At 73.1% G+C, this 24,520-nt stretch carries 14 protein-coding genes; all 14 read right to left on the minus strand.

What is annotated here, in order from left to right:
- Positions 1-44: 44 nt before the first annotated feature.
- The gene (locus ACYVKF_RS00455) at positions 45-560 is read right to left on the minus strand and encodes a MarR family winged helix-turn-helix transcriptional regulator (RefSeq protein ID WP_056918787.1); all 516 of its coding nucleotides are present in this window, start codon (positions 558-560) and stop codon (positions 45-47) included.
- Between the two features lie 10 nt (positions 561-570).
- The gene (locus ACYVKF_RS00460; protein WP_460964031.1) at positions 571-1,269 is read right to left on the minus strand and encodes an ABC transporter ATP-binding protein; all 699 of its coding nucleotides are present in this window, start codon (positions 1,267-1,269) and stop codon (positions 571-573) included.
- On the minus strand, positions 1,262-2,107 hold the full coding sequence (locus tag ACYVKF_RS00465) for an ABC transporter ATP-binding protein (RefSeq protein WP_056918785.1): 846 nt from the start codon (positions 2,105-2,107) through the stop codon (positions 1,262-1,264). Before ACYVKF_RS00465 ends, ACYVKF_RS00460 begins: the two co-directional genes overlap by 8 nt.
- Complete coding sequence (locus ACYVKF_RS00470) at positions 2,104-5,196, minus strand: FtsX-like permease family protein (protein ID WP_460964033.1); 3,093 nt, start codon at positions 5,194-5,196, stop codon at positions 2,104-2,106. Before ACYVKF_RS00470 ends, ACYVKF_RS00465 begins: the two co-directional genes overlap by 4 nt.
- A 132-nt stretch (positions 5,197-5,328) precedes the next feature.
- Positions 5,329-5,637, minus strand: coding sequence for a thiamine-binding protein (locus ACYVKF_RS00475; protein ID WP_056916970.1), 309 nt, complete (start codon positions 5,635-5,637; stop codon positions 5,329-5,331).
- An 86-nt stretch (positions 5,638-5,723) separates the two neighbouring features.
- Positions 5,724-6,797: a GNAT family N-acetyltransferase gene (locus tag ACYVKF_RS00480; protein ID WP_460964036.1), complete on the minus strand. Its 1,074-nt coding sequence runs from the start codon at positions 6,795-6,797 to the stop codon at positions 5,724-5,726.
- A gap of 47 nt (positions 6,798-6,844) precedes the next feature.
- Entirely contained in the window at positions 6,845-7,429 is a 585-nt protein-coding gene (locus ACYVKF_RS00485; RefSeq protein WP_460964038.1) for a GNAT family N-acetyltransferase, read from the minus strand.
- 3 nt (positions 7,430-7,432) lie between these two features.
- On the minus strand, positions 7,433-7,873 hold the full coding sequence (locus ACYVKF_RS00490; protein ID WP_460964040.1) for a DUF4265 domain-containing protein: 441 nt from the start codon (positions 7,871-7,873) through the stop codon (positions 7,433-7,435).
- Positions 7,870-9,549: an NAD(P)/FAD-dependent oxidoreductase gene (locus ACYVKF_RS00495; protein ID WP_460964042.1), complete on the minus strand. Its 1,680-nt coding sequence runs from the start codon at positions 9,547-9,549 to the stop codon at positions 7,870-7,872. Before ACYVKF_RS00495 ends, ACYVKF_RS00490 begins: the two co-directional genes overlap by 4 nt.
- A gap of 68 nt (positions 9,550-9,617) precedes the next feature.
- Positions 9,618-11,219, minus strand: a complete 1,602-nt coding sequence (locus ACYVKF_RS00500; protein WP_460964044.1) for a serine/threonine-protein kinase — start codon at positions 11,217-11,219, stop codon at positions 9,618-9,620.
- Between the two features lie 118 nt (positions 11,220-11,337).
- Complete coding sequence (gene meaB, locus ACYVKF_RS00505; protein ID WP_056916964.1) at positions 11,338-12,300, minus strand: methylmalonyl Co-A mutase-associated GTPase MeaB; 963 nt, start codon at positions 12,298-12,300, stop codon at positions 11,338-11,340.
- A 60-nt stretch (positions 12,301-12,360) separates the two neighbouring features.
- Complete coding sequence (locus tag ACYVKF_RS00510; RefSeq protein WP_460964047.1) at positions 12,361-13,563, minus strand: acetyl-CoA C-acetyltransferase; 1,203 nt, start codon at positions 13,561-13,563, stop codon at positions 12,361-12,363.
- A 137-nt stretch (positions 13,564-13,700) separates the two neighbouring features.
- Entirely contained in the window at positions 13,701-17,477 is a 3,777-nt protein-coding gene (locus ACYVKF_RS00515) for a hypothetical protein (protein ID WP_460964049.1), read from the minus strand.
- The gene (locus ACYVKF_RS00520) at positions 17,477-24,256 is read right to left on the minus strand and encodes a hypothetical protein (protein ID WP_460964051.1); all 6,780 of its coding nucleotides are present in this window, start codon (positions 24,254-24,256) and stop codon (positions 17,477-17,479) included. The genes ACYVKF_RS00515 and ACYVKF_RS00520 overlap by 1 nt, the downstream gene beginning before the upstream one ends.
- Positions 24,257-24,520: the final 264 nt, after the last annotated feature.

Below are 24,520 nucleotides of genomic sequence, written 5' to 3' on the forward strand. Positions count from 1 at the left end.
GTCTGGGCACCCAAACGCCGGAGGGGGTATGGCGCGGGGCTGGGTCAGGCGTCGAAGTCGGCGGCGCCGATGCGGACCTTGCGCAGGAGCTCGAAGAGCTGCTCGTGCTCGGCGGCGGTGAGCATGCCGAGGCCGAAGCGCGACTCGACCAGGTCCTTGGTCGCCGCCTCCATGGCATCCCGCCCGGCCGGGGTGATCACGGCGAGGGTGCCGCGGCCGTCGTCGGGGTTGGGGACCCGCTCGACGAAGCCCTGGGCGTCGAGGCGCTGGACGATGTTGGTCGCGCTGGTGGGGTGCACCATGAGGCGCTGGCCGATCTTGCTCATGCCGAGGCGCCCGTCGCGGCTGAACGCCAGCAGCACCAGGGCCTCGTACCGCGCGAAGCTCAGGCCGTGGCGCCCGACCAGGGCGTCGTAGTCGGTGATGAGGAGCTGCTGGACCCGCATGATCGAGGTGGCGCTGGCCATGGCCAGGGGCTGGGACGTCCGCCCCCAGCGCTTGGTCCACAGCTGTGCCGCACGCGTGATCGGGTCGAACGGCAGGCGGATGGGCTTGGGCACGCGCAGCAGGCTAGCTGCGGGGAACGCGCACCGTCTCGAGGTGTCCGTCATCGAGACGGATCTCCCCGTCGGCCTGCGCCGCGGCCTCCGGGTCGTGGGTCGCCATGACGACGATCGCGCCGCGCTCCGCCTCCGCCCGCAGCAACGCGAGGACCTTCTCCCGGTTGTCGTGGTCGAGCTCCGAGGTGGGTTCGTCGGCGAGCAGCACACGGCCCCGCAGGGCCAGGCCACGAGCGACCGCGACGCGCTGCTGCTGTCCACCGCTCAGCTCCTCGGCGAGGTGGCTGCCCGACTCCTCGAGGCCCACGGCCGCGAGGGCCGCCTGGACCCGGTGGCGGGTGTCCTCGGCGGACACCCCGCGCGCGAGGAGCGGCAGCTCGAGGTTCTCCTGCGCCGTGAGCAGGACCGCAAGGGCGCTCCCCTGCGGGATCACCTCGATGCCGAGCGACGCCCCCTGGGAGCGGTCGGTGACCAGGTCGTCGCCGAGCCGGACCCCGCCCTCGGCGGGCACCGCCCCGGCGATGGCCCACAGCAGCGAGGACTTGCCGGCACCGCTGTGACCCGTGACCGCGATGAACTCACCTGCGTAGGCGTCGAACGAGGCCGCGTCGACGGCGACGGTGTCGCCGTACCGGACGGTGACGGCGTCCACGACGAGCGGCGGGGTCTCGAGCTCCTCGTCGGGCTCCCACGAGTGGCGCTCAGTCATCGGACGAACCTCCGACCTGGGGGATGAGGGTCCAGACCCCGTCGACGTGGTGCACCCGCACGAGGGCGCCCGGCGGGAACGCGTCGACGGCCGCCGCCGGGAGCGGGAGGGACCCGTCGGCGGACACGACGGCATACTCCTCGCCGGCGCGACCCTCGCTGCCGACGCGACCGTCGCGGATGGTGACGGTCCTCGGCAGTCGCGCAGCCACGTCGGGGTCGTGGGTGACGACGACGATGGTCGTGCCCCACTCCTCGTTGACCCGGTGCAGGGCGTCGAGGACGACGTCGCGCGAGGTGTGGTGCAGCTGGCTGGTCGGTTCGTCGCCGAGCAGCAGGCCCGGCCGGCTGGCCAGCGACACGGCGAGCGCCGCGAGCTGCAACTGGCCCGGGGGCAACGAGTCGAGCGGTGCGGTGGCGGCGTGGTCAAGCCCCACGAGCTCGAGCACCTCACCGGCCGCCGGCACCCCACGTCCGGCGCGCACGGCTGACCGCTGGGCGAACTCCACGTTCTGTCGGGCCGTCAGGTAGGGCAGCAGGTTGCGTACAGCTCCCTGCAGGATGATCCCCACGTCGGCGGCACGGAAGCGGTCCAGCTCCGGCTCGGTCATCGTGGACAGCTCGTGCTCCCCCACCCGGACCCGCCCGGCGCTGGGGCGCATCAGGCCGCCGAACAGCGTGAGCAGCGTCGACTTGCCCGCGCCCGAGGGACCGAGCAGCCCGACGACCTCGCCGGGGTCGACGACGAGGTCGACCCCCGACAGCGCCGCGACGTCGTGGCCCTCGGCACGGTAGATGTGCACCAGGCCACGGGTGCTCACGCCCAGACCGGCCTTCACACGGACTCCCTGATGCGGCGCAGCGCGATCCGTCGACCGCAGCCCACCGCGGCAGCCGCCCCGACGGGCAGCAGCACGAGGAGGCAGGCGACGGTGGCCACGAGGATGGCCAGCACCGACGGCGCGATCTGCACCGCCGGGACCGGGGTCGACGGGTCGTCGAACAACGGGAGCAGCGGCATCGCGACCAGCGCCGAGAGGGCGCCGCACACCGTGCCGACGGCGGTGCCGACGCCGACGAGGACGAGCTGTTCGCGCACGAGGGCCCGCCGCAGGACGCTCATCCGCACGCCGGCCATGTGGAGGGCAGCCAGGTCCCGGGCCACGACCCGCCAACCGGTCACCGTCATGACGATGACGACCAGGGCGGCGAGCACGACGGCCATCAGGCCGGTGAAGACCGCGAGCCGCACACCCCATCCGGAGCCCGAGGTGTCGAGGCGCTGCTTGGCCGCGTCGTAGGTGTTGGTCCGCAGCACTCCGATGCCGTTGTCGCGCAGGGCCTTTCGGACCTCGTCCGCCTGACCGGGGTCGCGCAGCCAGACCGACAGGGTGCCACCGGAGGTGAGGGTTCCGCCGAGCCGTTGCAGGGTCGCGTAGTCGACCATCACCCCACGGGCTCCCACCACGGGGAGGGCGCCGGGCCGTTGTGCCGAGAAGACCGACAACGGCGCACCGGTCAGGCTCGGGGCGGTGAACGCCGCCGCAGTCCCCCCGGGCGGCACCCCGCCGGCGAGGAGGCCGGGCACCTTGGCGGGGACGTCGCCATACGTGCGGGCGACGGCGACCCCCGTGCTGCGGAGGCGGAACTCCATGGTGTCGGGCGAGGGGCTGGTGAGGTCCAGCGCGTCCGTCGTGCCACTCGCCACGGGGGCGAAAGGGTTCCAGCTGTTCGTTGAGGAGATCCCCATGGACGTGCCGTCGATGCCGAGGCCACGGACGGTGACGGTGCCGGACACGGTCTTGGCTGCCGGGTCAGTGGGACGGAAGTCGATGCCGGCGAGCCGGCACGTCTCGGGGCAGAGCAGGGGCGTCGACAGCTGCCGGCTGCCGCTCCCGTTGGCGGGGAAGGTGGTCACCTGGCGGATCAGCGCGGTGCCGTCGGGCCCGGTGACCAGCAGGCGCATCTCCACGGGTGCGAGGTCGGCGGGGCTGGCCGGCGACGGTCCGGAGAGGACGTCCGACTCGGAGCCCAGCCTCCAGGTCACGGTTCCCGTGATCCGCTGTCCCTTGAGGATGACGGTGTCGACCGGCGGCGGCTTCAGGGCCGCCAGCCGCAGGTCCTGGCCGGCTGGGGTGTAGGCCACGGACGCGAAATGCTCCGCGTCCACCGCGATGGTGGGGGTCGACCCGGCGGCGGTCTGCCTGATGACGGCCACCGGGGTCACGCGGTCCCCCGACGGGTCGATGGCGCGGGCGGCCCTGGCCAGCGTCGTGGGGTTCACGCTGTCGGTCTCGAGGACGAGCGGGGCCCCGGTCTGGAGCTGGGCGCGAGCCGTCCAGTTGCGGTTGGCCACCACCACGGCGTTCGCGGCGAACACGGTCAGCGCGACGGCCACGCTGACCACGGTGACCACCTTGCGCATGGCCGGACGACGCTGGAGCCCGAAGGCCGTCAGCGCCGGGCCGATCCGTCCCCGCGACAGGCTGGTCCGGCCGGTGGAACGGGCCACCGGGACGGCGAGCCGCGAGACCACGAGGCCACCGGCGAGAGCGACGAGCGTCGGCGTGAGCAGGGCCAGCGGTCCGGTCAGGGTGCGGGTGGCCAGCCCCACGATGCCGAAGACTGCCAGTGCCACGGCCAGGATGTCGACCACCGCGAACGCACCCGCCCGGCTGGGGGACACCCGCCGCAGCAGCGACGAGATCGCCTGCCGCTGCAGGGGACGCACTGCGACGACGATCGCGAGGGCGCACACGACCGCGGACGCGGCCAGGGCCGCCACGGACAGGACCGGCACCTCGAACGGCACCCCGGGCGCCAGGAGGGTTCGCCGGACGACCTCCGACAGGGCCACCGCGAGGCCGAACCCGAGGGGCAGGCCCAAGGAGACCGTGAGGCCGAGCTCGGCCATGACGAGTCTCCCCGCGCCCTCGCGGCTGCGCCCGCGGAGGCGGGCGAGTGCGGCCTCGGGTCGGCGCTGCTCGACGGCCGCCTGCCCCACGAGCAGCAGGATCGCCCCGGCGAGCAGGGCCAGCTGGGCCATGAGGAGGGGGACGATGACACGCAGCTGCTTCTGTCCGCCGGAGACGGCCTGGATGACCAGCGGCAGCTCGCTCTCGACGAGGGCACCACCCTGGCTCGAGGTGCTCGCCCGGGCACCGATCACACCGGTCACCTCGTCGAGGTTGTCCACGGACAGCAGCTCGCGACGCAGGGGGAAGCTCAGGGTCGACGTCACCTGCCCCCACGCCTGGTCGAACGTGTCCTCGGTGGTCACGAAGTCGTCGATCGCCGGGACGGGTTCGGTGCCGACGACGAGCAGGGTGCCGGACTTGCCGTCGAGCGTCGTGCGGAGCCAGTACCTAGGGTCGGGCTTCACCTCGTAGGCGCCGACGACCTCGAGCTTCGCCTGGGCGTCCGGCGGGCGCGGATAGACGTTGGTGTCCGGCCCGGGCACGGTCGTGGTGAAGCGCTGGCCCAGCTGCCAGTTCCAGGCCTTCTGGTCCTTGGCCGACACGAGGACCTCGTCGGCGGCCGCCGGGCACCTCCCCATCGTGAGGGTGAGGTGGGCGCAGATGTCGGAACGGGCGACCATGCGCCCCGGCGACGCCTTGAGCCCGGTTCGCGGCACGATGTTGATGACGTCGGACATCTGGCCGATCGGTGCCGAGTAGAGGGCCTGCACCTGCGCCGGGACGGCGGCGGCCAGACCAGCTGGTCTCAGGTCCGGGTTGATCGCCGAACGCCCGCCGCGAGCCACCAGGGCGGTGTCCGCCACCGGCGCACCGTCGACGGCCGAACGCAGCAGGGACTGCTCGAGGGCCCGCTCGTAGAGGGGCGCGAACACCGCGCAGGCGGTGACGAGGGTGGACAGCAGGACGAGGACGACAGCCTGGGCGCGGCGATACCTGATCGCTGCCCACATGTCCCCTCGCCTCCCCGCGCCAGCGGGCGCCGACTCATCCTCGGCGCCTCCCGGACGACCTTAGGGTGAGAACGTGCGCCGGAAGGGCACATTCCGGCAACGATTCACGGCGTGGGGCGCCGGACGCCGCACCTACTCCTGCGCGTCGATGGCGGCCTCGAGGCGGTCGAGCTTCGCCGTCAGCTCACCCGTGAAACCGTCGCGGATGTCGGCCTTGAGGACGAGGGAGACCCTCGGCCCGTAGGCGGCGACGGCGTCCACCGCGCCCTTGACGACGGCCAGGCACTCGTCCCACTCCCCCTCGATGGTCGTGAACATCGAGTCGGTGCGGTGCGGGAGGCCGGAGGCGCGGACGACGGCGACCGCGGCCGCGACGGCCTCACTCACCGAGCCGGTGGAGTCGGCGGCGACGGACGGGGCGACGGAGAAGGCGACGAGCATGCCCCCACCGTATGCCGCGGGACCAGGTCCTCCTCCCCGACCCGGTCCCGCGCCCCCACGGACGCCCGCCTCCGGTGCAGCGGGCGTCAGCCTCCGACGTGGCGCTGGTAGGCCAGCACGGCCTCGACGCGTCGGAAGCCGAGCTCCTCGTTGACCCCCACCATGTGCGCGTTCTGCTCCGCGTTGCAGGTCTGCACCCGCTTCGAGGCGGGGGCGACTCGCGCCAGCTCCTGCAGGCCGCGCACCTTGACCGCCATCCCGAGCCGGTGACCGCGGTGCTCGCGGCGCACCAGAGTCCCCCACTGCATCACCTCGTCGGGGTCGTCAGCCGACAGGACGAGGTCGTTGTACGCGACCACCTCGCCGGCCGGCGTCGTGGCGACCGTGTGGATCGTCGTGCGCCCCTGCCGCGTCATGCGGTCGAGCTCCTCGAGGTAGGTCTCCGGGGAGAGCGACTCGGCCTCGAAGTCGACGTCCCCGGTGGGGGCATCGACGGCCAGCTGGTTCCAGCAGTCGCAGTAGGACTGCCGCAGCCCCTCCGGAAGGCGCCCGACGTAGGACTCCACTCGGTAGCCCTGGTGCCTGGTCGCGGACTCGCGGGCCAGCTGGTCGAGCCTCGGCGGGTCGACCGGCAGGTCGAGAAGCCGCCGGATCTCGGTGTTGGCCAGGGCGAATCCGTGCTGCTGGGCGAACCGCACGTGGGGGTGGTCCTCCCGCGCATCGTCGGGCACGTGGCTCTCGATGAGCACCGTCGTCCGCCCGTCCTCGCGGGTGCGGTCGACGATCCGCTCCACGAGGGCACCGCCGACACCTCGGCGTCGCAACCGGGGGTGGACGTCGACCTCACCCCAGGTGAAACGGGTGTTGTCGAGCAGCGGGAACCACTGCATCCCGACACCGGCGACCTCGCCGTCGACCAGTGCCACCCACGGTTCGAGCCGCTCGATCGTGCTCGTCGACCGCAGGTCGACGAGCAGCTCCCGCAACGACGTCCGCTTCGCCCACGGGCGGCCGTGGTTGCGCGACGCCGTCATCGCCACGTGCGCGGCCGCGACCTCGGCGTCGTCGTCGACGGCCAGCGGCCGGACGACGAATCCACCACCGGCCGCACCGGGGTGGGCGGCCGTGATCGTGGTGCGCGAGGTGCTCGGTGCGGTCATGCAACGAGTGTCGGCCCGTGGCGCCGCCCCCACAACGGGTTTTCGGGTCAGCCGGTCGGGTGCCCCCGGTGCTCACGCCACTCGTCCTCGAGGACCGACATCAGGATCGCATCGACCCACTGCCCGTCGAACCGGAGCGCGTCGCGGCGCACCCCTTCCCGCACGAACCCGGCCCTGGCGTAGACGCGCTGCGCCCGGGGGTTGAACGCGTACACCTCCAGGGACACCCGGTGCAGGCCGGCCACCTCGAACGCGTGGGTCAGGACGAGCCGCGTGGCCTCGGTGCCCAGGCCACGATCACGACCCCGGGGACCGATGAGGATCCGGAAGTTCACGCTCGCGTCGGCCTCCTCCCACTCGTTGAGGACGACCTCGCCGACGCACTCCCCGGACACCCGGTCGACGACCGCGAGGTCGAGCCGGTCGGTCTGGGCGTTCCGGGTGGCGTACCACTCGCGCAGCCGCTCCCGGTCCGGCGGCTGCGCCGTCTCCTCGGTGGTGTGGAACGAACCCGTGAGCCGACCGACCTCCGGGTCGGCGACCGCCTCGGTCATCGCCGGGAGGTCACCCTCCTCGAACGGCCGCAGCACGACCCGCTCCCCGGTGAGGGTCGGCTTGGCAGCGAACAGCACGGCTCAGCCGGGCTCGACGCCCAGGTCGAACTGCCAGCGGCCCGAGGCGCTCCCGGTGTCGAGGAGCTCGGCGAGGGCAGCGCCGTCGACGTCCGCAGGGAGGTCCGCCGTGACCAGTCCATGCTCGGTGGCGGTCGCCACGCACCCGTGCGCCGCCAGCTCGGCCACGACCTGCGCGGTCGTCGTCGAGCCCAACGGGGCGATCCGGGCGGTCCCTCGGCCGGAGGCGAGCAGGACCCCCGTGACCCACCAGCGGTCGTCGTCCTCGACCTGGGCGACCGAGACGATGTCGTCGACGGCGATGCCGCTGGTGAACACGGGCACGGCCAGCACGGTGCACGCACCGTCGTGCCGCACCTCGACGTCGAGCCGTTCCGCCTCGAAGGGCGGGTAGCCGTCCTCGTCCTGCTCGAGGGCGACCCAGGCGTGCGCGGGCGGGGTCACGGCGTCTCCTGCGGGGTGAGGTGGGCGTGCACGAGGGCGACCGTGGCGGCCCCTTCACCGCTGGCCGATGCGACCCGCTTCATGGAGCCGGCCCGGACGTCGCCCGCGGCGAAGATCCCCGGGACGGTGGTCTCCAGGGCGGCCGGTGGCCGACCTCCCGTCCACAGGTGCTTGGGCACCTCCCTGCCGGTGTAGACGAAACCGCGGTCGTCGCGCTCGACGGCGTCGGGCAGCCAGTCGGCGCAGGGGTCCGCCCCGAGCAGGAGGAAGAGTCCGTCGGCGTCGACCCGGGCCGGGCCCTGCGGCCCCGTCAGCTCCAGCCACTCCAGGTGCCCGTCACCTCCCCCGTCGGTCACCCGCGTGGCTGTCCGCACCGTGATCCGGGCGGTGGCCGCAATCTCTCGCACGAGGTAGTCGGACATCGTCGCGGCGACGTCGGCGCGACGGACGAGGAGGGTGACGGAGGGCGCGTAGCGGGCGAGGTGGACCGCGGCCTGACCGGCCGAGTTGCCGCCACCGACGACGAACACCTCCTTGCCCTCCATCTCGCGCGAGGCACTGGTGGCCGCGCCGTAGTAGACGCCGAGCCCGACGAGCTCCTCGAGGGACTCGATGCCCAGCCGGCGGTACCGGACGCCGGTGGCCACGAGGACGGCACGAGCCCGCAGCGGCCCACCTTCGGTCTCGATGGTGTGGGCCTCCCCCGGCGCCGAGGCCGGGGTGAGGGACTCGGCCGCGAGGCCGGTGTAGATCCGTGCCCCGAACCGGGTGGCCTGGAAGCGTGCCCGCTGCGCGAGCCGCATACCGGAGATCCCCCGGGGGAACCCGAGGTAGTTGCGGATCATCGAGCTGGTGCCGGCCTGCCCGCCCACGGCGTCCTCCTCGAGCACCACCGTGTCGAGGCCCTCGGACGCGCCGTAGACGGCGGCAGCGAGGCCCGCGGGACCGGAGCCGACGACCACGAGGTCGGCGACGTCGTCGGTGTCGACCACCTGGGGTGAGCCGTAGACGAGGCGGGCGACCTGACGCGCGGTGGCACCCTCCAGCACCTGGCCGCCCACCCCGATGACACCGGACGCCACGACGGGGAACGCCGGTGCCGCGCCGCTCTGCACCGAGGGCAGGCCGCTGATGACGGCACGCCCGGTCTCGCTGTCGGGCCGGTGGACCCCGTGCGGGATGCCCATCCGGTCGAGGAAGTCACGGATCCGCGCTACCTCGGCCGAGTTGCCGCCGTCGACGATCTTGACGCCCTCGACCTCGGGCGTGGACGCCGTCCAGCCCCAGTCCGACAGGTACTCCGTGACGGCGGTGTGGAACTCCTCGTCCCGTGGTCCCTGCGGCACGAGCAGGTAGGTGTCGATGCGCCCCTGCTGCAGGGCCTCGCGCAGCTTGGGCAGCGACAACCCGAAGTCGCCCCGGGCGGTGAGGCAGATGCGGCGGGCGGTCGGCAGCAGGGCGTGCAGCTCGTCCATGAGCTCCAGGCCGCTCGCGTGCTCGCTGCCGCCTCCGGGCAGGTGCCAGCCGATGCCCAGCAGCGCCACCGGTTGCCCCTCCTCGAGCGCGGCCGCCACCACGTCCCGCGCCCCGGAAACGCTGTCGGCACAACGGATCTCATAGTCGCGGGCGTACCTCGAGAACTCGCTGTCGACCGTCGCCAGGTGTTCGGGTGCCACGGCCAGGACCAGGGCGGGGCGGACGCGCGCGGGCGTCGGCGACGCGTCGGTAGCGGCCGCCGCGGACATCAGGCCTGGCCGTCGCCGCTGATCAACCACGAGTCGCCCTTGGGCTCCACCGTGATGCGGTGCGTCTCCTGCGAGTCGCTGCCGTCCTCCTTGTGGAAGGTCAGCTGAACGATGACCGTGCCGACGGACGCGTCCGCCTGGGTCTGGCCCACGTCCACCGACTTGATCGTCGACCAGAAGGTCTCGTAACCGTCCCGCCCACCGGTCGTGCTCTGGTAGGCCGGGGTCAGCTCGGCGAAGGTCTGGTCCCGCTTGTTCTTCTTCGTGACGTCGGCGTAGTAGCTCTTGATGAACGTGGCGAGCCCTTCGTTGTCGGGCGCCTTGGTCGTCGTGGTCGTCGTGGTCGACGGGGTCTGCGTCGTCGTCGTGCTGCTGGTGGTGCTCGTGCTGCTCGTGCTCGACGAGCTGGAGCTGGTCGACTTCGAGGGCGTCTTGGTCACGGCGGGGGCGGTCGTGGTGACGGGCGGCGTCGTGGCCGTGTCGGAACCGGTGCCGTTGGGGCGAGTGAGGAGGTACGCGAGCGCCACCACGCCCAGCACCGCGAGGGCCACGAGGATCGGTACGAGAGGAGAGCGCCGCCTGCGGCCGTCGCCATCGTCCGCACCGTCCCCGGGGCCGTACCCGGCCGGGGGGCCGGGGGGCAAGGGGTCGTCGTACGGCACGGGATCGGGCTGGAGGCGCTGCGTCGACCCGACCGGTTCGGGGATGAGCTCGGTGGCGGCAGCGCCCCCGAGCGCAGCGCCGCCAGCCCCTGCGCCGACGGCCCCGAGGGGTGTCCCCGCCGGCAGGGCCATGGTCGTGTCCCCTGCGGCGATGCGCTTCAGCCGCTCGGAGGCGGTGTCCATGTCCCAGCGCTGCGCTGGGTCCGCGTGCATCATCGCGGCGATGGCGCCGGCGAGAGGCCCGGCCTTCTCCATGGGCCGTGCCTCCCCGGAGGCGATCGCCTGCAGGGTCGCGAGGGGGTTGGCCTGCGACTCGTAGGGCGGGTGACCCTCGACCGCGTAGTAGAGCGTCGCGCCGAGGGCCCACACGTCGGACGCCGACGTCGGGTCGCCGCCACGGGCCAGCTCGGGCGAGAGGTAGCCGGGGGTACCGGTCATGAACCCGGTCTGGGTCAGCTGGTCGTCGGCCTGCGCCCGGGCGATCCCGAAGTCGCTGATCTTGGGCGTCCCGGCCTGGTCCATGAGGATGTTGCCGGGCTTGATGTCGCGGTGCACGATCCCGCGCTCGTGGGCTCGGGCCAGTGCCCCGGCCACGGCGGACCCGATGGTGGCGACCCTGGTCGGCGACAGTGCGCCCACGTCGCGGATCGTCTCGGCGAGGCTTTGGCCGTGGACGAACTCCATGACCAGCCAGTGCGCGTCGTCCTGGTCGACGATGTCGTAGACCCCGACGGTGTTCGCGTCGTTGAGAGAGGCGGCGATCCGGGCCTCGCGCATGGCGCGAGCCGCAGCAGCCGGCTCACCCGGGAGGGCCCCGACCCGCTTGACGGCGACCTCGCGGCCCAGGACGGTGTCGAGACAGAGCCACACCGTGCCCATCCCGCCACTGCCGATGGCGCGCACGACCTCGTAGCGTCCGGCGATGACCTCGGGCTGCACAGGGATCCTTTCGTCGGGTCGCCCATCACCCTATGGCGTGCGGCGTCCCCTCGACACTCCAGCACACCTGGGTACCCCGCTGCACGGATCCGGCCGGGCAGCGGGGGTGGTCCGCAGCTCAGCTCAGGGCGGCGACGACCTCGTCGGCGGCGGCATACGGGTCGGTGGCGCCGTCCACGACCTGCGCAGCGAGCTGGTCGACCCCGCTGCCGTGCCGCAGGTCGCCCATCTTGGCGCGCAGCTGCTGGAGGGCGATGGCCTCGATCTCGTCGCCGGCACGACGGACCCGGCGCTCGCGCAGGGTGCCGGTCTCCTCCATCCAGGCGACGTGCTTGTCGAGCGCCTCCATGACCTCGTCGATCCCCTGGCCCTGAGCCGCGACGGTCTTCACGACCGGGGGGCGCCAGAGGTTCGGCTCCGTGCGGTCACCGAGGGAGATCATGTGCCGGATGTCGCGGACGGTCGCGTCGGCACCGTCGCGGTCCGCCTTGTTGACGACGAACAGGTCGCCGATCTCGAGGATGCCGGCCTTGGCGGCCTGGATGCCGTCACCCATGCCGGGGGCGAGCAGGACGATCGTGGTGTCGGCGAGGCCGGCGATCTCGACCTCCGACTGACCGACGCCGACGGTCTCGACGATGATGACGTCGCACCCGGCGGCGTCGAGGACGCGCAGGGCCTGAGGGGTCGTCCAGGACAGACCGCCGAGGTGTCCACGGCTGGCCATCGAGCGGATGTAGACCTCGGGGTCCAGGACGTGGTCCTGCATGCGGATCCGGTCGCCGAGCAGCGCTCCCCCGGAGAACGGTGAGGACGGGTCGACCGCCAGCACCCCGATCCGCTTGCCCCGGGCGCGGAACGCCGCGACGAGCGCGTTCGTCGACGTCGACTTGCCCACGCCGGGGCTGCCCGTGACGCCGATGATGTGCGCCGAGCCGCTGTGCGGTGCGAGCGCTGCCATCACCTCGCGCAGCGCCGGGTGGGCGTCCTCGACGAGGCTGATCAGGCGCGCGACGGCGCGAGGCGAGCCTGCCCTGGCCGACTCGACCAGGGCAGGGACGTCGACGGTGCGGGGAGCCAAGCGGTGGTCCTCCGGTCGGTGGGTTCGTGCCTCGAGGGTTCGGGTCTCGGGGGTCGGGAGTCAGGCGGTCTTCGGGACCCGGACGATGAGCGCATCACCCTGGCCACCGCCGCCGCAGAGGGCTGCGGCACCGACGCCGCCACCGCGGCGCTGGAGCTCCAGCGCCAGGTGCAGGGCGATGCGAGCGCCGGACATGCCGATGGGGTGACCGAGCGCGATCGCGCCGCCGTTGACGTTGACCTTGTCGAGGTCGATGCCGAGCTCCTTCGCCGAGGCGAGGCCGACGGCCGCGAAGGCCTCGTTGATCTCGACCAGGTCGAGGTCGGACGGCGTGATGCCCTCGCGCTCGCACGCCTTGGCGATGGCCCGGGCGGGCTGCTGCTGCAGGGTCGAGTCGGGACCCGCGACCATGCCGTGGGCGCCGATCTCGGCCAGCCAGGTGAGGCCGAGCTCCTCGGCCTTCGCCTTGCTCATAACGACCACTGCGGCGGCGCCGTCGCTGATCTGGCTCGCCGAGCCGGCGGTGATGGTGCCGTCCTTGGAGAACGCCGGGCGAAGCTTGCCCAAGGAGTCGGTCGTCGTGTCGGCGCGGATGCCCTCGTCGGACCGGAACTCGATCGGGTCGCCCTTGCGCTGCGGGATCGAGACCGGCACGACCTCGTCGTCGAACAGGCCGTCCTTCCAGGCGCGAGCGGCCAGCTGGTGGCTGCGGGCCGAGAACTCGTCCTGCTGCTCGCGGGTGAACTCCTGCGACCCGGTGTTGGCCTGCTCGGTCAGCAGCCCCATCGCCTGGTCGGTGAAGGCGTCCCAGAGGCCGTCGAAGGCCATGTGGTCGCGCATCGTCACGTCGCCGTACTTGTAGCCCTCACGGGACTTCTCGAGCAGGTGCGGGGCGTTGGTCATCGACTCCTGGCCACCGGCCACGACGATGTCGACCTCACCGGCGCGGATCATCTGGTCGGCCATGGCGATGGCGTTGATGCCGGAGAGGCAGACCTTGTTGACGGTCAGGGCGGGGACGTCCATCGGGATGCCGGCCTTGGCGGCGGCCTGGCGGGCGGGGATCTGCCCCGCGCCGGCCTGCAGCACCTGGCCCATGATCACGTAGTCGACCTGCTCCGGCGCGACACCGGACTTGTCGAGCGCCCCCTTGATGGCGACGCCACCGAGGTCGGCCCCGGAGAAGCCCTTGAGCGAGCCCAGCAGGCGGCCCATCGGGGTGCGTGCCCCCGCGACGATGACGGAAACGGGACGGTCAGACATGGTTCAAGCCTCCAGCGCCATTGGTGTGGTTCACCCGGCACTCTAGTCCGGCCACCGGGGCGTCGGACCGCCCGGGCGGGTGGCCCTGACCACACGCCGGTATGCCGCGAGGTGGGTTCGTCACCCACCTCGCGACCTCACGTGGTCGCCGTCGCCGTGACCCGCTGTCCCTCGGGGCTGACGACGGTGACCGAGATGGACAGGGCACCGGTGAGGGGGATGAAGGCCTCGTACGGGGGCGGAGCGCCGAGACCACGGCGGAGCCGGTTGCGCACGACGACGATCTCGCCGCTCCTCGGGACCCCGTCGGAGGCCCACGGGATCTCGTCGAACGGGAACGTCCCGGTCAGGGTCCGCGCCCGCGGCAGGAAGGGACCGACCGGCGGGAACGGCCCGACCGGGAACGGCAGCCCACGACGGAACCCGCCACGGAGGCCACCGCCTCCACCCGCGCCACCACCGGCGCCGCGGGGGAAGCGGACGGGGCCGTCGGGGAGCACCACGGGGCCGACGAGGCGCTGGGAGGCGACGACCTCGAAGACGTAGGGGGGCCGCCGCCGGGCACTGGCGTCGGTCCGGATGCCGACGTGCACGCCGCGGCCGGCGATGGCGAAGACGTCGACCAGCGAGACCGTGACGTCCGGGGGCGGCTCCACCCACCCCGGCACGGTGAGGTCCCGGGTGAGCTCGCGCCCGAGCGGGTCGACCAGCCGCACCCGCACGTCGACCGGGTCGCCGGCGATCGGGCGGGTGAACCACAGGGCGAGCGGTGTCCGTCCCGCGACCCTGGCGCCCTGCTCGAACGTCGGGGTCGTCGCGGCGGCGGGTGGTGGCGTGGTCAGTGCGGTGAGCGCGACGTCGGGCAGGGCGACGGCAGCGACCTCGTCCGCGCCCGCCGACCCGTCGAGGCGGTGCACGCCGGCCGGCAGCACGCGGGGCGGAGCCGAGGTGGCGGACCGCACGACGACCCCCCGGTGGTCGCCTCCCCACACCTCGGCGGTGAGCGGCTCGAGCTCGGGCGCACCGGGTGGGACGGTGACGGCGACCACGTCGGAGGCCGCGGACGGCAGCCCCCGCTCCGCCTTCGCGGGCACGGTGTCCACGGGCACGGCGACCGATCGCAGCAGCCACGGGTCCCACCGCGCCGGGAGGGTGCCGGTCCAGGTGGCCGACCAGACCGGCTGGCCGAGCACGGGGTCGACGTCCGCGGGCGACGGGACCGTGGTGACGACCACGTCGGCGAAGGCCGGACCCATCGTCGACACGTCACGGGCCGCTTCCTCGGAGGTGGTGCGATGGAGCCTGAACCGTTGCACCGCGATGTCGCTCGCGGCATACAGACGGATCGTGACGGTGCCGTCCAGGGCGACGGACGGGCGCGCGAGCGGAGGTGACGGCCGGCGCAGCCGTGGCGCCATGACGGCCTGGAGGTGCTCGTGGGGCGTTCCGGAGTCCGGCCACGGGCTCTCCACCCCGGACTTCGTCATCGTGGTGACGACGAAGAGGTGGATGTCGGTGGACCCCTTGGGCAGGGTGGCGTCGTAGGTGCGCACGGCCCCGTCGACCTCCTGGAACCTGCGGAAGGCGGCGCGGCGCTGGGTCGGGGTCATCGCGTCGTACGCGCTGCGCAGGTCGACCAGCCGCTGGCCGGGGACGGTCGAGTCGGGCGCCTTCGGCGCGAGCCCGGCCCGCTGGCGCAGGGACGTCTCGTTGACCTCCCAGACGATGCAGGTACGCACGTCGGCCCCACCGGGCAGCGACCACGCGACCCGCACGTGGCTGCAGCCCTGCGCGTCGAGGGTGCTGCCGAGGGGCACGCCGGGCAGCGGTGGCGGCGGGAGGGGGACGACCGGGACGGGGCTGGCGGCGCTGGTGCGGGCGGGGTGGGGTTCCCCGGGCGCCCAGGGGGTAGGGCTGGCGCCGACGAGGAGCTGGCGCCGGGTCCAGACCTGCACCCCCCAGCGTCCGGTGCCGGAGAAGTCCAGCGTCGGCACGTCGGCGACCACGGCGTAGCGGCGACCGCCGTCGCCCTGGGCCGGGCCGGGCACGGCGGTCTCGGTGCCGTCGGCGGACAGCGGTCGGACGGTGCAGCCCGACGGGACCGGGGTGTCGCCGGCGAACGTGAACCCGAGGTCCCGGCGGAAGCACCCGGGCGGGGTGACGGCATCCGGGGACAGGCCCGCGGGCGGCGTGGCCGTCGGTGAGGCCATGGGGAAGTAGATCGCCACGAGGTCGACCTGGGTGGGCGTGCGCTCCTCCCACTCGACGGCGACCTCCGCCTTGAGCGTGCCGGGGCACGACGACGACCCGGTCCACCGGGTGTCGAGGGCCACGGAGATGAGGCGGGTCGGCTGGGGTGCGGGCTCGTCCCCGTTCCACGCCACGTCCTGCCACGGCGACCAGAGCCCGTGCAGGTCGCTCACCGCGACGGCGTACCCGAGGTGGCGGCCACCGCTGCCGATGGGGATCTCCTGTCCCCCGTCGACGAGCGCGATGCGGTTGTTGCCCGCCTCGCCCTCAGGGCCGTCGGGGGTGACGAGCAGCGGCCGGTCGCCACCCGCGTCGCGTCGCGGCAGCAGTGACACCGCTGGTCCGGCGGTCATCAGGTCGAACCTCGCCAGCGCCGACTCGGTCACCGGTGACGTCGCGGCGGCCTTGGGCACACGGTCCCAGCTGAGCCGCACGGACTCGCGCCACGGCGCGTCGGGAACGACCGGGCCGACCAGGCCGGCGCGTTCCGAGGTGAGCCCCGTGGGCGTGGGGACGAGGAGGTGCGGTTCTGGAGCAGGGGCGTAGGCCGCGAACTCCCCTCCCCCGCGCTCCGGCGGTGCCAGCCGGGAGTACTTCGCCGTGACGAGGAAGTCGCAACGGCCCACCGCCACCTGCAGGTCGTCCATCTTCTCCATCGTGTAGCTCGCGCCGAACCCGGTGGCCAGGTTGAGGAAGGGGTCGCTCAGGGCCGGCAGCATGAGCATCGGCCAGGGGCCGGTGTCGGCGGTCGTGCCGAGCGACGACGTCCGCCCGTCCTGCTGCGGCGGGTCGACGGCCCGGGGACTGGTGACGGCGAACTGCTGGTACTCGCGCACCCCCGGGTCGTAGAGGGCGGGCAGCTCGGGGAACAGGTCGCGCCGCACCTCCTCGACCAGCAGCTTGGGGTCGGGGGCCTGCCAAGGCGGCGCGGCCCGGCCGGACTCGGTGACCGGGGCCCAGCCCAGGGGTGGGCCGCCGCGCAGCAGCCGGTGGACGGCCGCGTCGACCGGGGGCATGAGGCGGTCGACGGGCCCCTGGTCGGAGGTGTCGTACTCGAACCCGGCCAGCGGCTGGTCCACCGGCAGCCCGACGTACTCGAGCTCCTTCCACCCGTCGTCGTCGACGATCCGCTCGAGCGGGTCGATGGCGACGCGGATGTCGGTGCCGTTGACGACCTTGGCGTACGTCGCCCCGGACGTGCGGACGACGATGGTGAGGGGGTCGGCGCTCGACGGCTGCAGCGAGCCGGCCGCCACGACGTGGTCGGGGTCGTCACCGGTGCGGAACAGCAGCACGGCGACCGGCTGGCCGGGGTCGACCGGGCGGCAGGTGACCTGCACGCAGCCGGCCTCGACGGGCCCCCAGAGGACGAGGGGGATGCGGTCGGACGACACGAACGCCTTGGTGCGCTTCGGCGCGTCCTTCGGACTGCGCGTCCAGACGGTGAACGCGCTGCGGGGCACCCCGAGGCCCGGACCGCACGCCCAGCTGAGGTGGATGTCCATGGAGCGCAGCTGAAGCCGGCGGTCGTCGAACGCCGCATGCGTCCCGGCCTCGAGGTGGTCGAGCCGGCGCAGGAGCGCGCGCTGCCGAGCGGCGAGGGTCGCCCAGGGCAGTCGGACGGCCTTGGCGCGGAACAGCGACGAGTCGGACCTGCGTGCCATCAGAGCTCCTCCTCCCAGGGTGCGCGTTGGAGCGGGACGTCGACGGCGACCGCCCGGGACTCGGGGGCGTTGGCCAGGGCATCGGCGGCGACCACGAGGTCGAGGGCCACCCGCGTGCCGCGCGCACCGGCGCCGAGGAGGACGACCGCCCGCCCCAGACCGGGCCCACGGATGATGCGCGTGATCCCGGCGGCGGGCAGCGAACCCGCCGGTGCCGCAGCGGTGCTCGCCTGCAGGGACAACCAGTCGGTCGGTCGCGCAGCCCACCAGTGGTGCGTGGGGTCGACCGAGTCGACCGGTCCCTGGACCTGGGTCGGCATGAGCCTGTTGCGCCACAGGGTCTCGCTGCACTCGACGACGACGGCCAGCGGGGCGGGGACGGCGTCGGTCGACCAGAGGACCTGCACGACCGGCGCGCCGGGGGTCTGCGGGACGGTGAGCCCCGCGGCCTGGAACGCGGAGTCGAGCTGGTCGCCGGTGGGTGCGTCCGGCAGGGCCGTGAGGGGTCCGATCGCGGGGACCACGGTATGGCGCCAGCGCTCCTCCCGGAGAAGTCCGGCCAGCTGGGCGACCGTGCCGAAGGCGCTGGTGGTGAAGCCGATCCGGTGCACGAGGGCCCGCGCGCTGGCGGGTGCGCCCTTCGGGACGGCGTGGATGTCGATGAGGTAGTCGGTGAGGGGTTCCAGGTCGTAGGGCAGCTCGAGGACGTCGTGGTGGGTCCGCTCACCCGAGACGTCGATGCACTGCTGCCCCTGGCTGAGCACCTCGACGACCGCCTCCTCCCACGGTGTCGTGACGGACAGCCCGAGGGCCTTCTTGAGGTGGACGCCGTCGACCTCGAGGGGCACGGTGAACGCGCTCCCCGGGGCCCCGCCTCCCGGCGGCACCGGGTGCTTGCCCGAAGCGGCCAGGACGATGACCCGCAGCTCCTTGCCGTAGGCGTCGAAGAGGGCCGTGACGTTCTGGGTGGCCAGGGCGATGCGGATCGGCTCGGCGCACAGGACGCCGACGTCGTCCATGCCCGGCGCCGTCGCCAGCAGCCACGGCGAGAGGTCCGTCGGCGACTCGTCCGCCCCGTCGGCGGCGAACCGGAAGCTGTCGCTGTGCCCCCCGTCCCAGGTCGGGGCCACCGTGGGCTCGGCGTCCTGCTTCACCGACGCCGCCTTCCAGTCGACCGTCACGGTGTACGAGCGGCCCGGTATGAGCAGCGCGTGGTCGTCGGGGTCCTGGGCCAGCGCGGTCGAGATGGCCTCCTGCTCGCTGGAGACCACGGAGCTGTCCCACTCCCAGCGGGATGCCTCGCTGGTCACGACCCCCGTCATCGCGACGAGGTGGAAGGCGGGCGGCTGCTGGTCCTTCGGGAACCGCCCTGTGTCCCAACCGATCTCGATGGTGGCGACCTCCTTCAGGTCACGCGAGCCGACCAGCAGCAGGGTCTGCGGCCAGGTGGCCCGTGCCGCCGTGCGGGCGGCGACCTGGCCGGCCCGGCAGATCGGGTCGGCCCACGGCCCGTCGCCGTCCATCCAGGTGCCGGGCAGCGGGTTGTCGGTGTCGACCCGGTCGTCGGAGCCCAGGCCGCGCTGGTCGAGGACCTGGCCCTTGGCGTCGAGCCACCGGACGACGAGGCGGTCCATGAAGACCTCCTCGGGGACGAGCAGCAGCATGGTCAGGTCGCCCGCCCCTCCGCCCGGGGTGACCCGCAGGACGTCGCGCAGGTCGCTCGGCTGAAACTTCAACCGGTCCCACGCCCGCTTGACCCGCTCCATGTCCGACTCGGTGCCGCGGGGTGCCGGCTCGTCGGAGTCGAGCACCGGTGACCTGAGGATGCGTCCCTCGCAGCCGAGCCCGACGGACGCCGCCCGACCCACTGCCACGCCGGCTGCCTGCGGGCCGGCCACCCCGACGGCCAGACCCAGCGCCGGGTCCCAGCCCTGGCCGAGCCGGGTGGCCTGCACGTCGGCGAGGCTCGCTCCGCCTGCCAGCGCCGCGGCGACCTCGCCCCAGGCGCGCTCGTCGGTGGCGGCGGCCCGGTGCGAGAACGTCGCGCCGGCGGTGGCGACCCAGCCCTTGAGCGGGTTCGGCTGGGGACGACCCGGCTGCTTCTCGCAGCAGCGGACGGCGTCACCGACGACCACGGCCGGGTTGGTGCCCTGCAGGACGTCGATGGCCGGGTCGCCCGTGCGCCACGCCTCGGTGACGTCGCAGTCGGCGTGCACCGGCCGGGTGCGCAGCGTGTCGGGCGGGTCGGGCCAGGGGATGCCGGTGAGGTGCCACCCGACGGTGCTCGGTCCGGGCGCCTTCCCGTCGAACGTCCAGAGCACGGGGGCGGGTGGCGCCGCCGGGTTGCACACCGTCCCCCACCGGTCGGTGACGCTCGTGGTCAGGGCCTCGCCGTACGGCAGTGCGCGGCTGAACGGCGTCGGCAGCCAGTTGAGCAGGGCCAGCGCCGGACCGGACGACGGATCCGCCGGCGAGGTCTGCTTCCACCACGAGCTCGGGGTCTTGCCCGCGGGAGCGGCCGGTTGGAGGTCGCCGGTGAGCGTGACCGACGTGACCTGGTAGGTCCACCAGCGGTCCCCGAGCCGCACCCAGGGCCGCGCCCCGCTGTTGCCGAGCGGCGCACCTCCCAGCACCGGCCCACCCACCGAGGGCGCGGTGTTGAAGAGCACGACCGGTATGGCGTCGAGCGGCACCGTGGGCGGCGTGCCCGCGACACCGTCCCCGAGGGCGTCCGCCAGCTTGCCGTCGATGGCACGTTCGCCACCGGTGCCCTCGACGAGGGCGGGCGACCTCGACACCAGGCTCACCCCCGCCACGAGGGGTGGCGGCGTCAGGGTCTCGCTGGGCTGGGAGCCGATGGTGAGTGACACGCAGCCCTTGACGCTGAAGAAGAAGAAGTCGACCTCGCCGCAGACCTCGCCGTGGACGTAGGTGACGTCGGGGCTGCTCGGGGTCGTGCGGCCGACGAGCACGTCGAGCTCCGCGCTGGCCCCGATGCTGATGATGAACAGCCGCAGCTCGCCCCGGACGTAGATCTTGCCGGCGAGGAAGAACGGGTCGAACCCGAGGATCGCGTCGAAGCCGCCGGCGACCTCGAGGTAGAGCCCCACCGCCTTGCTGCCCATGAGGACGCAGCTGATGTGGAACCCCGTGGCGATGGCCATCCCGCCGGTCACGGGCGGCAGCACGGGGATGGTGATGCCGTTGCCGTGCACCATGAGGTAGCCGCTGCCGGTGATGACGTCGAGCACCTCGATCGTCACGCGGTCCTCGTAGGAGCCGAGGTCGACGAGCCAGTTCTGGGGGTTGCGGGTGTCGAAGAACGCCGTGACCGGGACGCGGATCTTGAGCAGGCTCTTGATCTCGTAGGCGGCGACGATGCCGAGGGTGATCGTGCCGCGGCCGAAGTCGATGTCGAGGACGGCGAGGAACGTCGCGCTCTGCGTGGAGTCCTTGAGCACCGGCGGCAGCTTGAGGACGTCGGCCTTCATGACCAGCAGCAGGCGAGGGCCGGGCACCTCGATGAGGACGATGCCCTTGAGGTTGACGACGAACCCGCCGTCCACGGTGCCGAGCAGCATGCCCGCCGCGAACGCGTACCCGCCGGGGGTGACGGTCCATCCGTCGGGGTGCATGACCGTGCCCCGCTCGAGCTGCGCCTGCAGCCAGTCGAGGGCGGGCACCGGCCGCGCGGCATACGGGGCCTCGTTGCGTGCGTAGTTGATCCCCACACCGCCGAGGAAGCCGTAGATGCCCAGGCCGGAGTTGCCGAGCAGCAGCGGGACGGGGAGCTCGACCTCGGCCCCGATGAGCACCCCGGTGACGCCGTCGCGGGTCTCGACGGCGAGGACGGCGCTGGCACGCAGGTTGATGGGCGTGACGGTGAGGTCGAAGTAGCCCTTGAACCCGAGTGGCGTGAACTCCAGGGATCCCCTGCCGTGCAACGTCCCCGGCACGTCGATCGAGGCGGCGAGCTTGGTGAGGCTGAGCTCGAAAGGACCGTCGAGCCGCGCCCTGATCCGGACCGTCTCGACGGTGACGATGCCGAGGTCCAGGCCGAGCCCGACCTCCACCTCCATGTAGGTCGGGTTGTCGCGGCTGACGCGGAAGCCCAGGACCCGCAGCAGCTCGTCGAGCGGCGGGGTGGCGGTGAGGGCGCCTGCTGGGATGTCGAGGCTGTAGCCCTTGCTGGGGTCGAACACCGGGACCGGCAGGTAGTCGACGTGGCCCGGGTTCGACGGGTTGGGGGCGGTGTTCCACGACGAGCGGACACCGATCGCCTTGTAGCGCGTGGTCACCGGGTGCTCCGGGTTGACCCGGACGATCGTCAAGTCGAACGTGAAGGTGACCTCGATGTCGAGCAGGATGCTCACCGTCGTGCCGCCCGGGTCGACGGTCGCCGAGCCGTCGGGGGCGATGACCCCCTGGCTGACGACGAGCTCGCCGCCGCGCAGGATGATCTTCTGGGTGTTGATCAGGCTGCTCGCACCGAGGGCGATGCTCCCGAGCGACACGAGCGCGCCGGCGGCCGGGCTCAGCTCGGCTGCGGCGGAGCTGAGCGGCGCGAGGATGCTCAGGGCGCCGAGGACGTTGAGGGCGTTGGGGTTGGAGTGGGCGAGGTCCATCTGGGCGAGGCCGTCGAGGTCCGCCTCCGCCGCCCTGAACTCGGCGCTGACCAGCCACGAGTCGCGGTCCTCGGCGATGCGCAGCCGGACGAGGAACGTGCAGATGCCGTCGCTGGCGTTGCGTGTGCCCTGGCGCAGCTGTTGCTGTCCGTGCTGGCGCAGGGCGGTCTCCGCGGCGGTCTCGATGTCGAACTCGCCGTACACCTCGGCCCGGATGAAGGTGCTGCGCAGGAGCTCGACCCGAACCCCGATCTTGCGGAAGCAGTCCGGCCGGCCACCGGTGGGCGGGGTACGGTCCACCTCGCGCGGCGGCGGCGTGACGACGCGCTCGACCCTCGCGGTGATGGTCTCCTCACCGTTCCCTGCCGTGATGGCCCTTGCACGCCACCACGCGCCGCTGCCCGCCGCGGGTGGCGGCGTGGTCCCCTCGACCGACGTCGTCTGCGACTTCGCGAGGGTGAACCCGTCCGCACTCCCGGCCGTGACGTTCGTGAAACCCTTGCTGCGCAACAGGTCCACCATCACGTCGCGGCGGCGCTCGCTGAGCTTGCGGTTGTAGTCCGCGTCCGCGGGGGTGTCGTGCTGGGTCCCCTCCCATGACGCATACCCCGTGACGGTGAGGGCTGTGCCGGCACCGATCTGGGCGATGACCGCCGGCGTGAGGGCCTGGGTCAGTGGGGCGGACCCTCCGGCGTTGTCGCGGGTCGACGCCTGCCCCGTGCGCACGTTGTCGGAGTTGCTCGCCCACGTGTGCAGCGCCCCGGTGATGGTCGGGTTGAAGGGATCCGGCTTCGCGAACAGGTAGTACGCGTCGATCACCTGCGGCTGCGTCGCCGGGAGCGTCGCGGTCACGTCCACACGGACCCCCGCCGCGACGGGGACGTCCGCGGTCACGGACGGCCCCACCGAGCCACCCGCCCAGGTCCAGTTCGCCGGCACCGGCGGGTCGGTGGTCAGCCGCACCATCGTGGCGGTCCCCGCCCCCGGCACCTCCCGTATGGCGTGCGGCCGGGCGTTGGTCGGCGTCACCGTGACCGTCGAGCTGCCACCGGTGCCGCTCGGGTCCGTGCGCCGCACCGCGCTGAAGGTGCGCGTGGTCGGCTTCCCTGCACTGTCGGTCGCGGTGACCGTGATGGACAGGCTGCCCGTCGCGGGGACGGTGACCTCGACGCGGTCGTCGGTCGTGACCGTGCCGTCGACGTCGATGCTGACGGTGATGGGAGCCAGACCGCCGGCGGTGTCGACGAAGAGGGTCGCGTGCTCCGGCACCTGTGCGGCGCCCGTGCCGGGGTCGCCGATCCACTCCCCCGAGGCGGTGCGGAAGCTCACCGTCATGGTCGGGGTCCCGCCGCGGTTGACCACCTCCGCCTCGAAGATCCCGGTGACGCCCGCGTGGACGCCGAGGCCGATCCACAGGTCGCGCACACCCGCGCTCACCGCGACACCCTGGAGCCCGGTCGGGGCGACGAAGAGGCGGGCCTCGGGGAGCCAGAAGCCCTGCCAGTCGGCGGGCATCGCGCGCGCTTCGGCCGGCACCCCGGGGCCGGCGGTGCCGGAGAGGTCGAGCACCGCTGTCCGGAAGGCGAAGCCGACGACGTCCGACGGACCGACCAGGGCGTGGGGCGGGTTCATCGAGATGAACTCGTAGATGTGGTCGACCGGCGTGCCGCCGGTCTCGGCGGACAGCAGCTCGACGCCTGCCGACTGGCCGCTCAGCTGCTTGGCCCGGATCCGCAGGGCGGGGAGGGTGAAGGTGACGGGCATGCCGTTGGCCCGCAGTTGGCCCTGACCGTCCAGCTCGGCGCCACGCAGGAACGGCAGTCGTACCAGGACGATCGGCACGCCCAGGGTCACCCGCCAGCCGCCGTCGCCGACACCACCCGACTGGTGCAGGGCGAGCTCGACGCTGACCGTGGGGTCGGGGAACTCGATGGGGGTCGTGCTCGTGGTGCCGCCGTTGCCGAACCCTCCGGAGCCCGGATCGAGGGTGATGGGCGTGGGCCACGTGCCGCTGGCGGTGTAGGCGTGCCAGGTCCCGTCCTCGTCGGTCTGCAGGCCGTCGTCGGTGGCGTTCAGCCCCTGCAGGAGCGGTCTGACCTGGTCGAGGGCACCGGAGCTCTGCGCGCCGGCGGGGAGCTCGTCCCACAGCGACACGGCATACCTCCCTGAGCGGGTGCGGGCACGACGAAGGACGGCCCGTCAGGGCGCCCGGAAAAGTGGTCGGCCGCAGGTTCCCCCTCGCAGCCAATCCCCAGCGAATGCAAGCCAATGGTGCTGTTTGCAGGTAACCAGCGGGGAGGCGCCGCGGTCAACGGCCTGTCACAGAACCGCCATCAGCGCCGCCACAAACACCGTCATTCCGGACGGCCGTCGCCCGTGGACGCGCGGCGCCGGTGTCGCGGATCGTCACGCTTGGGG

The organism is Pedococcus soli (genome assembly GCF_054782575.1).